The sequence below is a fragment of the Aureimonas sp. CAS genome (assembly GCF_059838215.1).
In genome coordinates, this window is sequence record NZ_CM187563.1 from 2,057,677 (window position 1) to 2,070,287 (window position 12,611).

At 68.7% G+C, this 12,611-nt stretch carries 8 protein-coding genes and 1 other annotated feature; of the genes, 4 read left to right on the forward strand and 4 right to left on the reverse strand.

The window, feature by feature from the left end:
• The first annotated feature begins 4 nt into the window (after positions 1 to 4).
• On the forward strand, positions 5 to 2,524 hold the full coding sequence (locus tag AC6R2M_RS09985) for a ligase-associated DNA damage response DEXH box helicase (protein WP_500481693.1): 2,520 nt from the start codon (positions 5 to 7) through the stop codon (positions 2,522 to 2,524).
• Between the two features lie 74 nt (positions 2,525 to 2,598).
• Positions 2,599 to 3,390 carry an ion transporter gene (locus AC6R2M_RS09990; RefSeq protein WP_500481695.1) on the forward strand — a complete coding sequence of 264 codons (792 nt, stop codon included), beginning with the start codon at positions 2,599 to 2,601 and terminating at the stop codon, positions 3,388 to 3,390.
• A gap of 61 nt (positions 3,391 to 3,451) precedes the next feature.
• Here the strand turns inward: AC6R2M_RS09990 and AC6R2M_RS09995 are convergent, their stop codons facing one another.
• Positions 3,452 to 4,930 (reverse strand): SulP family inorganic anion transporter, encoded by a 1,479-nt coding sequence (locus AC6R2M_RS09995; protein WP_500481697.1) that lies wholly within the window; start codon positions 4,928 to 4,930, stop codon positions 3,452 to 3,454.
• A gap of 70 nt (positions 4,931 to 5,000) precedes the next feature.
• Positions 5,001 to 5,054, reverse strand: a sequence feature (sul1 is cis-regulatory element that is thought to sense ions involved in sulfur or methionine metabolism; They are found in Alphaproteobacteria).
• 132 nt (positions 5,055 to 5,186) lie between these two features.
• Here AC6R2M_RS09995 and pdeM point away from each other — a divergent pair.
• The gene (gene pdeM / locus AC6R2M_RS10000; RefSeq protein WP_500481699.1) at positions 5,187 to 5,903 is read left to right on the forward strand and encodes a ligase-associated DNA damage response endonuclease PdeM; all 717 of its coding nucleotides are present in this window, start codon (positions 5,187 to 5,189) and stop codon (positions 5,901 to 5,903) included.
• A gap of 3 nt (positions 5,904 to 5,906) precedes the next feature.
• Here the strand turns inward: pdeM and AC6R2M_RS10005 are convergent, their stop codons facing one another.
• The 3 genes from AC6R2M_RS10005 to AC6R2M_RS10015 all read right to left on the reverse strand — a co-directional run bounded on the left by AC6R2M_RS10005 (position 5,907) and on the right by AC6R2M_RS10015 (position 11,682).
• On the reverse strand, positions 5,907 to 6,683 hold the full coding sequence (locus tag AC6R2M_RS10005) for a TIGR02186 family protein (protein ID WP_500481701.1): 777 nt from the start codon (positions 6,681 to 6,683) through the stop codon (positions 5,907 to 5,909).
• Positions 6,680 to 7,612 (reverse strand): sulfite exporter TauE/SafE family protein, encoded by a 933-nt coding sequence (locus tag AC6R2M_RS10010; protein WP_500481703.1) that lies wholly within the window; start codon positions 7,610 to 7,612, stop codon positions 6,680 to 6,682. The genes AC6R2M_RS10005 and AC6R2M_RS10010 overlap by 4 nt, the downstream gene beginning before the upstream one ends.
• Positions 7,613 to 7,788: 176 nt before the next feature.
• Positions 7,789 to 11,682 (reverse strand): peptidoglycan-binding protein, encoded by a 3,894-nt coding sequence (locus tag AC6R2M_RS10015; RefSeq protein WP_500481705.1) that lies wholly within the window; start codon positions 11,680 to 11,682, stop codon positions 7,789 to 7,791.
• A 253-nt stretch (positions 11,683 to 11,935) separates the two neighbouring features.
• Between AC6R2M_RS10015 and AC6R2M_RS10020 the strand changes: the two genes are divergently transcribed.
• Positions 11,936 to 12,409 (forward strand): MerR family transcriptional regulator, encoded by a 474-nt coding sequence (locus AC6R2M_RS10020; protein WP_500481707.1) that lies wholly within the window; start codon positions 11,936 to 11,938, stop codon positions 12,407 to 12,409.
• Positions 12,410 to 12,611: the final 202 nt, after the last annotated feature.

Genomic DNA, 12,611 nt, shown 5'->3' on the forward strand with positions numbered 1-12,611 from the left:
CCGCGTGAGCGCCCTAGAAGCAGACCCTCCTCGCGATCCCCTGCCCGCCCCGTTCCGCCGCTGGTTCGCGGAGAAGGGCTGGAGCCCGCGCGCCCATCAGCTCGATCTTCTGAACCGCGCCGAGGACGGCGCTTCGACGCTGCTCATCGCACCGACGGGCGCCGGCAAGACGCTGGCAGGCTTCCTGCCCTCGCTGGTCGATCTGTCGCGGCGCGCCAAGCGAAGGCCCGGCGAGGCGCCGCGCGGCGTCCACACGCTCTACATCTCGCCGCTGAAGGCGCTCGCGACCGACATCCACCGCAATCTGGAAAAGCCCGTCTCCGAGATGGGCCTGCCCATCGAGCTGGAGACGCGAACCGGCGACACCTCGCAGCACAAGCGCCAGCGCCAGAAGCTGAAGCCGCCGGACATCCTCCTGACGACGCCCGAGCAGCTCGCGCTCCTCATCGCCGCCAAGGACGCCGACCGCTTCTTCTCCGATCTGCGCTACGTCGTCTTCGACGAACTGCACTCGCTCGTCATCTCCAAGCGCGGCCACCTCCTGGCGCTCGGCCTCGCCCGGCTGCGCAAGCTGCGGCCCGAGCTCCAGACCATCGGCCTTTCGGCGACCGTCGCCGACCCGGACGAGCTGCGCGAATGGCTGGTCGCGCAAACGCCCGACAGCCGCCCGCTGGCCGACCTCATCACGGTGGAGGGCGGCGCGCCGCCGGACATCACCATCCTGAAGAGCTCCGAGCGCGTTCCCTGGCAGGGCCATCGCGGGCGGTATGCGCTGCCCGAGATCTACGAGATCATCAAAGAGCACGGCACGACGCTGCTCTTCGTCAACACGCGCTCGGGCGCCGAGCTCCTGTTCGCCGATCTCTGGCGCATCAACGAAGACACGCTGCCGATCGGGCTCCACCACGGCTCGCTCGACGTGCAGCAGCGCCGCCGCGTGGAGGCGGCGATGGCGGAGAACAGACTGCGGGCGGTGGTCGCGACCTCGACGCTCGATCTCGGCATCGACTGGGGCGACGTCGATCTCGTCATCCATGTCGGCGCGCCGAAGGGCGCCTCGCGCCTCGCCCAGCGCATTGGGCGAGCCAACCACCGGATGGACGAGCCGTCGAAGGCGATCCTGGTGCCGTCCAACCGGTTCGAGATCATGGAGTGCCAGGCCGCGCTCGACGCGAACTATCTGGGGTCTCAGGACACGCCGCCCTTGCGCGAAGGCGCGCTGGACGTGCTCGCCCAGCACGTCCTGGGCATGGCCGTGGCCGGCCCGTTCCGGGCGGACGACCTCTACGCGGAGGTGACCAGCGCCGCTCCCTATCGCGACCTCGACCGCGAGACCTTCGCAAAGGTGATCGAGTTCGTCGCGACCGGCGGCTACGCGCTGAAGGTCTACGACCGCTACGCCAAGATCCGCCTGACCGAAGACGGCACGTGGCGCCTGACGCACCCTTCGATCGGCCAGCAGTACCGGATGAACGCCGGCACGATCATCGAATCCGAAGCGCTGAACGTGCGCCTGATCCGGGCCAAGACGCGGGCGGCGATGACGCGCGGCGGCCCGGTGCTCGGCAAGGTCGAGGAGCATTTCCTCGAGACGCTGAGCGTCGGCGACACCTTCATGTTCGGCGGCAACGTCGTGCGCTTCCAGGGCATCCACGAGATGGAATGTCTCGTCACCAAGGCCGGTCCCGACGAGGAGGCCAAGATTCCCTATTACGGCGGCACCAAGTTTCCGCTGACGACCTTCCTCGCGGCGCGCGTGCGCGAAATGCTGGCCGATCCGAAGCGCTGGGGCGCCCTGCCCGCGCAGGTCGGCGACTGGCTGCGGATCCAGAAGCGCAAATCCATCATCCCGGGGCCGAACGACCTCCTCGTCGAGACCTTCCCGAACGGCTCGCGCTTCTTCATGATCGCCTATCCCTTCGAAGGGCGGCTCGCGCACCAGACGCTGGGCATGCTGCTGACCCGCCGCCTGGAGCGGGCACGCGCCAAGCCTCTCGGCTTCATGGCGAACGACTACGCGCTGTCGGTCTGGGGGCGCGGCGACATGGGCGCGATGATCGCCTCAGGTAAGCTCTCGCTGGACCAGCTCTTCGACGAGGACATGCTGGGCGACGACCTCGAAGCCTGGATGGCCGACTCCTGGATGCTGAAGCGCACCTTCCGCCAGTGCGCGGTGATCGCCGGGCTCGTGCAGAAGCGGCATCCGGGCCGCGAGAAGACCGGGCGGCAGATGACCGTCTCCTCCGACCTCGTCTACGACGTCTTGCGCGAGCACGAGCCGGACCACATCCTGCTCCGCGCCACATGGGCGGACGCTGCGACCGGGCTTCTCGACGTGCGCCGCGTCTCCGACCTTCTGGCGCGCATCAAGCGCCACATCGTCCACAAGGACCTCGACGAGCTGTCCCCTCTCGGCGTGCCGATCATGCTGGAAATGGGCCGCGAGCGCATCGACGGCGAGGCGCGCGACGAGCTGCTCCAGGAGGCGATGGAGCAGGAGATGATCGAGCGCGCCCTTCGCTGACGCCGTCAGCCTTGATTTCGGACCCTGCCAATGCAACGGGCCATGGGATCGTTCGAAAGGGGTGTTCGCCGTCGATGAATCGTCTGAAGTCGCTGATCGAATCGAAGCCGTTCGAGCTGTTCATCACCATCGTCATCATCGCCAACGCGGTCACGATCGGCCTCGAGACGTCGGCGAGCGCGATGGCGTCCTTCGGCCCGCTGCTCCTCGGCCTCGACCGGCTGTTCCTGACGATCTTCGTCGTCGAACTCGCGGCCCGCATGCTCGTCTACCGGGGCGCGTTCTTCCGCGACCCCTGGCGCGTCTTCGACTTCGTCATCGTGGGTATCGCGCTCATACCGGCCTCCGAGGGGCTGGCGGTCCTGCGCGCGCTCAGGATCCTGCGCGTGCTGCGGCTGATCTCGGTCGTGCCCTCGCTCAAGCGCGTGGTGGGCGGGCTTCTTGCGGCACTGCCCGGCATGGGTGCCGTCGTGCTCCTGCTCTCGCTCGTCTTCTACGTCTCCTCGGTCATCGCGACGAACCTCTTCGGCCCGAGCTTCCCCGAATGGTTCGGGTCGATCACCGCCAGCGCCTACACGCTGTTCCAGATCATGACGCTGGAAAGCTGGTCCATGGGGATCGTGCGGCCCGTGATGGACGTCTATCCCTTGTCCTGGATCTTCTTCATCCCCTTCATCATCGCCACCGCCTTCGCGGTGCTGAACCTCTTCATCGGTATCATCGTCTCGGCCATGCAGGAGGAGCACGACGCGGCGGCGAGCCTGGAGCGGCAGGACATGCGCTCCGAGCAGGATCTGATCCTGGAAGAGCTGCGGGCGCTGCGCTCCGAACTGCGGGCGCTCCGGGAAACGCCGCCGAGCCGCTGAACGAGGAAGGGCCGCCCTTTCGGACGGCCCTTCGATGCTGGCGGGGGCTGCGGCGACCGTCTCAGTGGCCGCCCTTGAGCTCCAGCGCGTCCTTCCGGTTCTGGATGGTCAGCTTGTCGACCAGGGTGGTCGAGGCCTCGTTCAGCCCGATCACATCGACCGGCACGCCCGCCCGGCGGAACTTCAGAACCACTTTGTCCAGCGCCGCGACGCCGGTGAGGTCCCAGATATGGGCTCGGCTGACGTCGATCTCGACCCGCGCCGGGCGCTCCTTCGTGTCGAAGGCGCCGACGAACTTTTCGGCCGAGGCGAAGAAGACCTGACCCTCCACGACATAGCGGCGCGTTCCGCCTTCCATCGCGCTCGTGACGCGGAAGATCTGGGCGATCTTCGAGGCGAAGAAGAGCCCGGACAGGAGCACGCCGAAGAAGACGCCGATCGCCAGATTGTGCGTCCAGACGACGAGGATCACGACCGAGAGCATGACGAAGGAGGAGCGTCGCGGATGCACGACGAGCGCCTTCAGGGAGCCCCAGTCGAAGGTCCCGATCGAGACCATGATCATGATGGCGACGAGGGCCGGCATCGGGATGATGGCGACGAGGTCGCCGAGCGCGACGATCATGACGAGAAGGTAGGTGCCGGCCAGGAAGCAGGAGAGACGCCCTCGCCCGCCCGAGGTCACGTTGATGACCGACTGGCCGATCATCGCGCAGCCCGCCATGCCGCCGAAGAAGCCGGTCACGGTGTTGGCGACGCCCTGGCCGACGCATTCGCGGTTCTTGTCCGATTCGGTCTCGGTCAGATCGTCGACGACGTTGGCCGTCATCAGCGATTCCAGCAGGCCGACCAGCGCGATCGCCACCGAATAGGGCAGGACGATCAACAGCGTGTCGAGGGTCAGCGGCACCTCCGGCAGGAGGAAGACGGGCAGCGTCGAGGGAAGCTGGCCCATGTCGCCGACGGTCCGCACGTCGATCCCGAAGAAGACGACGGCCGCCGTGAGGAGGACGATGGCGACCAGCGGCGACGGGACGGCGGTCGTCAGGCGCGGGAACAGGTAGATGATGGCGAGACTCGCGGCGACAAGAACGTAGGTCACGTTCGGAACGCCGACGAGCTCGGGGAGCTGCGCCATGAAGATGAGGATCGCCAGCGCGTTGACGAAGCCGGTCATCACCGAGCGCGAGACGAAGCGCATGAGGTTCCCGAGCCGGCACACGCCGGCCAGGATCTGGATGAGACCCGCCAGCACCGTGGCCGCGAGGAGATATTGCAGCCCGTGATCGCGCACGAGCGTGATCATCAGGACGGCCGTGGCGGCCGTCGCGGCCGAGATCATTCCCGGACGCCCGCCGAAGATCGCCGTCAGGACGGCGATCGAGAAGGAGGCGTAGAGCCCGACCTGCGGGTCCACCCCCGCGATGATGGAAAAGGCGATCGCCTCGGGAATGAGAGCGAGCGCGACGACGAGCCCCGACAGGAGATCGCCGCGGACATTGCCGAACCATTCGGTCCGGAGTTCGGATCGGTTGAACATCGTGAACTTGGCAGAAGGAGCGTCCGCCTCTGGCGGTGCATGGCCGCCGGCTGAGCCGGGCTGGACGCGAAATGAGCCGAGGGATAGGCGCCCGGCATAGCCACCCGCAGACGGCGGGTCCTTGTGCGGCTCCCTATTGCGATACGATAAGCCTCGATGCAAGCGACAACCGGTTGCGGGACGCGGCCGTGCCCTTCATCCGCCGCGATCGCCCTGCCATAACGGCACGAAACAGGAACGGACCGATTCGGCATTCATGAACTCGATCAGGCGCAGGATCGTCCAGACGAATTGCGAGGGCGTGGAGACGACCCTGAACGGGGCGACGCTCGTCTGCGACCCGTCCGGCGTCGTCTTCATGCCCGCCGAGCGCCTGCTCGTCGTCTCCGACCTACATCTGGAGAAGGGCGCCGCCTTCGCGCGCCGCGGCATGATGCTGCCGCCCTACGACACGGCCGCGACGCTGGCGCTTCTGGCTCAGGCCATCGAACGCTACGATCCCGCCCGCGTGATCTCCCTCGGGGACAGTTTTCACGACCGCCACGGCGCGGCCTTCATGCCGGCGGCGAACCGCGAGGCGCTGACCGCGCTGATGGCCGGTCGCGAATGGGTGTGGATCTCCGGCAATCATGATCCCGACCCCCCCGCCTTCGTGGGCGGCGAGACGCTGGAGGAGATGACGGTCGGTCCGCTGATCTTCCGGCACGAGCCGAGCCCGCGTCCGCGCCCCGGCGAGGTCGCGGGGCATCTTCATCCGATGGCGAAGGTGTCCGGCAACGGGCGCTCGGTGCGCGGTGCGTGCTTCGCCACGGACGGTACGCGCATGGTGATGCCCTCCTTCGGCGTGACGACGGGCGGACTGAACGTCCTCGATCGCGCCTTCGCCGGCCTGTTCTCCGCCGCCAGCGCGCGCGCCTACGTCATCGGCCTGACCGGCATCTATCCGATCGGCTTCGCCTCGCTCTGCCGCTGAACCTCAGTCCCGCTTGAAGAGGATGCGCCCGAGCCAGCCGACGGCGAAGGCGAGCAGCACGGCGACGATGCCGTAGGCGAGACCGTTGTTGGCCGCGTAGATCGAGATGCTGTTCTCGAAACCGGTCTTTCGAACCCACAGCGTCTCGGTCCGCCCGTGGATGAAGGTCCCTTCGCGAAACAGGAAGGCGCGGACCGTGTGGCGGCCGACCGGAATGTCGGGCGGCAGCACCAGCGAGGCCCGGAACAGGGTGCCCGAGACGAACTCGATCGAGCCGATCGAATCGGCATAGAGACCGGTTTCGCGACGCAGGCGCAGGAGAGCGGCGCCGTACTCCTGCCGTTCGGGATCGCCCTGCTCGCGCGAGAACGGCAGGTTGGCCGCGCCGAGCGAGAGCTGCTGCATGCGCTCGCGGGTGGCGATGTCGCGCAAGGGACGCGTCGCCGAGAGCGAATAGGATTCGGGCACAGCGTCGAAGCGCTCGGCGCCCCGGTTGATCCAGATGCCGAGAAAGCGTTCCCGTTCGCGGACAACGACCGGACGCAGCGGCCCTTCGAGGACGACCACGATGTCGTAGCGTCCCTGCCGCAGCGTGCGCTGGTCGGCGTTCTCCAGAACGCCGAAGACGACGAGCTGGGCGCCGGCGAAATTCGTGCCGACCGCCAGCGAATCCGTCGACAGGCCGATTTCGAACGTCTCGGTCTGCGCCCGGGCGGGCAGGACCGACAGGGCGAGCGCCAGACCCAGGAACACGCCGCGAAGAAGCCGGGCGCCCCTCACAGCAGCTCTCCCGAACCATAGGCGGTGATGGAGAAGAGCTCGTCCGGCGTGACCACGAGTTCGAAGAAGAGACGGCCGGCGACCGAGAGCACGAGCAGCGAAAGAAGCGCCCGCAGCTGGTCGCCGCGCAGCTTGCGACCCGCCTCGGCGCCGAGCTGCGCGCCGAGCACGCCGCCGATCATCAGGAGCAGCGCCAGAAGCACGTCGACGGTCTCGTTCGTCGCCGCCTGCAGGATCGTGGTGGCGGCGGCCGTGAACATGATCTGGACGAGCGACGTGCCGACGACGACCTGCGTCGGCACGCGCAGGAGGTAGATCATGGCCGGGACCATGATGAAGCCGCCGCCGACGCCCATCAGCGAGGCCAGGAGGCCGATGAAGAAGCCGAGCCCGAGAACCGGAATGGCCGAGACGTAGAGCTTGGACCGCTGGAAGCGGACCTTCAGCGGCAGGCGGTGGATCCAGTTGTGATGCCCGGGACGCCTCGGCTCGCCGGAGCCGCCCGCCCTCACCCGCCGCATGGCCCGGACGCTCTCGACCAGCATCAGCCCGCCGACGGTGCCCAGCATGAAGACGTAGAGCAGCGAGACGACCAGATCGAGCTGACCGAAGCGCCGCAGGATGGTGAAGAGCCAGACGCCGATGCCCGAACCGAAGACGCCGCCCGCCAGGAGCAGGAGCGCGAGCTTCATGTCCACGGTGCCGCGCTTGAAATGCGCCAGCGCGCCCGAGAAGGACGAGGCGATGACCTGGTTGGCGCCGGTGGCGACCGCGATGGCCGGCGGGATGTTGTAGAAGATGAGGAGCGGCGTGATCAGGAAGCCGCCCCCGACCCCGAAAAGGCCCGAGAGGAAGCCGACCGCCGCACCCATGCCGATCAGAACGAAGACGTTCACCGACATCTCGGCGATGGGCAGGTAAAGAAACACGGGCTCGGGTCCGCTGGTCGAGGCGCGAGACGGCGGTGGAAAGCCCTTCCGTCTTGGCCCGCCCCCCGGAGCAAGTCAAACGGGAAAGCGCCTTTCGCGGCGCTTTCCGATCCTCTGTGTCCGATGCGCTCCCGCGCCCCGCCGAACGGCGTTGCGAAAGCCTGTGCGGGGAAGCCTCAGACGTTGCGCTTCAGGAGTTCCCGGATCAGCGCCTCGTCGACCTTGCCCGTCACCGACAGGCCGTTTTCCTCCTGGAAGGCCCGCACGGCCTGCGTGGTCCGCTCTCCGATCACCCCGTCCGGCGCGCCGGGGTCGAAGCCGAGCTTGATGAGGATCGCCTGAACGTTGCGCACCGCGCGCTTCATGTCGACGGAGGCCGTCTGCTCGGCCTCCTCCGACCAGGAGGCCGGCACGTCGACGGAGTTCGCCGATTCGATGCGCGCGGTCGGCGTCCAGGCTTCGACCTCGGCGTCGAGCACGGCGATCTCGTCAGCGCTCAGCGTCTTGGCGACTTCGTCGCGCTTCTCGATGGCGTCGCTGTCGCCGCTCTGGCCGACGATGGAGAACCATTTGTAGGACTGGGCGAAATCCTGCGGCACGCCGGCCCCGCGCGCATGGAGGATGCCCAGATTGTACTGGGAATCGCGCATGCCGTGCTCGGCCGCGCGGGTGAACCATTCGGCCGCCGTCTCGGGCTGCGACACGCCCTCGATGCCGGTCGCGTAGAGAACCGCGAGATTGTGCATGGCGCGCACGTTCCCCTGGTTCGCCGCAAGCGTGTACCAGTCGCGTGCCGCCACGGTGTCGCGCTCGACGCCGTTGCCCTTCTCGAAGAGCGTCCCGAGGCTGTACTGCGCGGGCGCATAGCCGAGCTTGGCGGAGTGAGCGAACCAGACCAGCGCTTCGCCGGTTCGTCCTTCGCCGCCGCGCCCCTCCATCAGCCGCAGGCCGATCTCGAAGATGGCGCGCGGGTCGCCCGCATCCGACGCCGCGACGAGCGCGGTCGGCCCGATCGCGGAGGGCGTGGACGGCAAATCGCCCTGCGCGGCGACCGGAAGGCGCGACAAGGCCCTTTCGATCAGTTCCGGGTCGGACCGCCCTGCCGGAGCCGTCTCCTCGGCCATGCGAACGGCTTCGGCATCGGCCGCCGGGTCCTGCTCCGGCGAAGCCATGACGGCGGGCTGCGTCCGCGAGGCGAGGCTTGCGGTCTGGACCGAACTGTCCACCGAGCCGGACGCGCGTTCGGCCGCCAGCGCCGCGATGCTCGGCGGGTTCGCCGCATCGCTCGACCGGACCGCCGCGAGCGTTCTGGAAGAGCCGGTGGTCGGCGAAGGCAGCGCGGATCGCGTCGGCAGAGCGATGTCCGGGCCCTCCTTCACGATGGCAGCCTCGGCCTGTTCCGACGGCGAGGCCGCTTCCGGTTCGGCGGCCGCGATGGCGGTGGCCGAAACGGGCTCGGCCGCACCGGCTGCGACGCGCTCGGTCCCGGTCGAATCCTCCGCCGGAAGGTGGTCGATGACCATGCGGCCGAGCGGAATGGCCGTGAGGGCGAGAAGCACCGCGCCCACCGCCATCAGCACGGGCTTGCGGTGGCGGCCCCTGCGGGCGCTGTCGACGTCGCGCCCGGCGCCGTCCTCGGCGACGTCGCGGCGCAGGCTTTCCGCCTCGGCGGCGGCCGCCAGCGCGGCCTTGCGCGCCGCGGCTATGAAATCGGCCTTGGCCGCCGGATCGGTGGCGGCGCCCGCCCGCTGGTGCTGGGCGCGGACGCGCTCGATCAGCGAAGCGATGTCGGGTGCGCCCGATCCCGGCTCCAGAGGCCGGTTCGCCTCGCGGGACAGGATGCTGTCCTCAGCGTCCAGCGGCGGAGCGTCGGCGATCGAGGCGCGGGCGGTCTGGACCTCCGCCATCGGGGCGTCCGGGGCGACGGGATCGAGAACGGGCTCGGCCTTCACGGCCTCTTCGCGCGGCCCGCGCCCCAGATGGCGCGCGATGGCGGCGCGAAGGCCGCGGCGCGGCGCCTCCTCCACTTCGGGAACCGGCTCGCCGGACGCGACCGCTTCGAGCGCCGGCATCGGAGCGACCGGCGTCGCGGACGGCTCGGGAGCGGGAGCGGCTACGACGGCACGCTCCGCCCCGTCGCGGATCTCGCCCTCGATCGTCGTCAGGCGGTCGGCGATCTTCACCAGCGTCGCGTGAACCGCTTCGAAGACGCGGATGGAACGATCGTCGGTCTCGCGGCACAGGGCTTCGAGGCTGCGCAGATCCTCGGAAAGATCGCGCACATGCTCGCCGTCGCGGCTCTCGCCGTCCTCTCGCAACAGGCGGACGGCCTCGTCGGCCGCGGCCCGCGCCGCCGCCATCACGTCGGCCCGGTTCTCCTCGATCCGCCGTTCGATCGCGGACAGGCGCTCGGCGAGCTCGTCGTCGGCCGGCGCGCCACCGACCGGCGCCCGGCTCGACAGCTGCGCGCCGAGCCCTTCGATCTGCGCCTGAAGGGAGCGCAGGAGATCGTCGTCCACACGCGCGGTCGCCACCGCCTCCAGCCTTTCGGCGAGGGCCGAAAGGCGCTCCTCGAACTCGACGGCCGCGGCCTGCGGCGCCTCGATCCGCGACAGTGCCGTCTCGATCCGCACCGAGAAGTCTTCCAGACGTTCGTCCAGATCGTCGCCGCCCTGCGCCGAGGCCAGGGCCTCGATGCGGGCCGACAGCTCGGCGATCCGCTCGGACAGGGCGTCCGTGTCCCCGGAGACCGCCATGCGATCCAGGCGCGCGGCGAGATCGGCGACGCGTGCCTCGATGCGCTCCACCGGCCCCATGTCGATGGTCGGCTGCGCCTGGAGGGAAGATGCGACGATCGCGTCGGAAATCTCGTCGAGGCGCTCTTCTAGAATGAGGAAGTGGTCGAGCTCCGGGCCGCGCTGCTGTTCCAGCATCTGCGCCACGCCGTCCGAAAGGGACTGCAGCCGCTCCTCCAACCGGCTGACGCCGAGGATGGCGGGAAGGTCGAGGAACGCGTCCTCGAGCTCTTCGAAACGGACGGTCAGGCGGCTGAGGATTTCTGCGATGCGGGCATCGGCGGCTCCGCGCTCGTCGCGCTGCTGCGCCTCGCCCTCGCGTGTCGCGGCCTGCACCCGAGCCAGGGCCTCGATGCGCTCGCCGAGCCGATCCAGCTCGCCGCGCAGAACCTCCCCCAGTTCGCCGTCCTGCTGGGCGCGCAGCGTTTCGAAATGCCGGGCCTCGAACTCGTCCCAGCGCTTCTCGACCGCCCGGACCTGCTCTTCGGTCGCGAGCGAACGGACCACCTGCCGCAGCCGCTCCAGCTCGCCCTGAAGGTTGCGCCGCGCCGCGCCGTCCAGCTCGACATGCGCCTCGAGCCGTGCCTCGAAATCCTCCCAGCGCTTGGCCGCCGAAGCCACGGTCTCCTCGCGCGCCGCCTCGGCGGCCAGGGCCGAGATGCGCTCGAGATCGGAGCGAAGGGCCGCAAGGGCGCCCACATCGCTTCCGCCGGCCTGCATCTCGCTCAGGCGCCGCATGAGCGAAGCGAGCTGGTCGGCGACGGCGCCGCCCTGATCGGTGGTGCTGATCCTCTCGCCGAGATCCTCGATCGTGGCGCGGATGTCCCGGAAGCCGGCCTGACTGGAGGCGGAAATGGCCTGCGCGATCTCCGCCTTGAGGGACTGGATGTCGCCCGCGATGCCGGAGACGGCCTCCAGCGTCGTACCCTGCAGACGCAGCGCCTCGACTTCGCCCGCCAGCGTGCCGATGCGGCGCTCGGCGGCAGGCCGTCTGCGAGATGCGGCCTCGCCCGTGCCGGAGGCTCCCATCGCGATATCGGAGGCCTTGGACAAATGAGATTCGGAGCGTCGGCGCGCGGCGCTCTGCGCCGAGTCGTCCGACGGCTCACCTTCGCGGACAGGTTGCACCTGGGTCTCGCGCTTGACCTTCGACAGACGTCCAAGGCGCGCTTCGAGATCCTCCAGCGTCCGGGTGAGCGTGCTGATCGCCCTGTCGGACGACATGTCGGCTTCGGTCCTGACCGCCTTACCAGCCTGCTTCTCGGATGCGACCATGTGCCCCTCGCCATTGATGCGACCGTGCCAGGCGACAGGCCGACCGAGTTCGAGGTTAACGACGCCCTAAGCTCGAGTTCGGTTGTTTACGGTTAGGGACATAAGCCGGACCGAAGCTGGATTTGGCCCGATGTCGAACTTGTGCGGCGCCCTCAACGGCGGAATACTGGTACCAAGTTGGAAGCGCCGAAGGGGCGAGGTCGATTCTCGGCCATGCCCTTCGGCTGCCCGCAGAATGGACGAAGTTGCCTTGATGAAGCCATCGCTCGAAATCCGCGATCCCGAGCCCGACGACATCGCGAACGAGATCGATCGCCTTCTGGGGCTGGAGACCGGCGGGAACGACCAGAAGTCGTCCTACCGGATCAGCGACCTCGCCCGCGAGTTCGACTTGACGCTCCGGACCCTGCGCTTCTACGAGGATCGCGGCCTTCTGACGCCGGAGCGCCGCGGCACCACGCGGATCTACTCGCGCCGCGACCGGGCGCGCCTGCGCCTCATCCAGCTCGCGAAGGTGCTCGGCTTCTCGCTGACGGAAGCCAAGCAGATCATCGACGTCTACGATCAGCCGGGCGGCGAGCGGCGCCAGCTGGAAGTCGCGCTCGATCGCATGACCGAACAACGGAAGGTCCTCCTCGGCCAGCAGGAGGAGATCGAGCGGGCACTGCACGCGATGGACGTCTCGCTCGCCGTGGTGAAGCGTCAGCTCGAAGCCCTGAAGGACTGACGCCCGTCCTCGGTGTCCGCATTCGAGGCGTGAGTCCGGCGGCTTGAAGTCGTGGCGCGGTCGAGGTTCCTCGCCTGTCGCTCCCTTAAACGTCCGCGCTTCCGACAGCTCATTCGAGAATGGCGCCACAGCGTCTGCGCTACGGCTCGCCCCCGCTGAGCGACAGGCGGACGGCGACAGCGCCCGCCGCGCGCGTCGAGCG

Coding starts and splice junctions, on each gene's coding strand:
- AC6R2M_RS10020 (WP_500481707.1), top strand. CDS start 11,936: ATGAAGCCATCGCTCGAAATCCGCGATCCCGAGCCCGACGACATCGCG.
- pdeM (WP_500481699.1), top strand. CDS start 5,187: ATGAACTCGATCAGGCGCAGGATCGTCCAGACGAATTGCGAGGGCGTG.
- AC6R2M_RS09995 (WP_500481697.1), bottom strand. CDS start 4,930: ATGTTCAACCGATCCGAACTCCGGACCGAATGGTTCGGCAATGTCCGC.
- AC6R2M_RS10015 (WP_500481705.1), bottom strand. CDS start 11,682: ATGGTCGCATCCGAGAAGCAGGCTGGTAAGGCGGTCAGGACCGAAGCC.
- AC6R2M_RS09990 (WP_500481695.1), top strand. CDS start 2,599: ATGAATCGTCTGAAGTCGCTGATCGAATCGAAGCCGTTCGAGCTGTTC.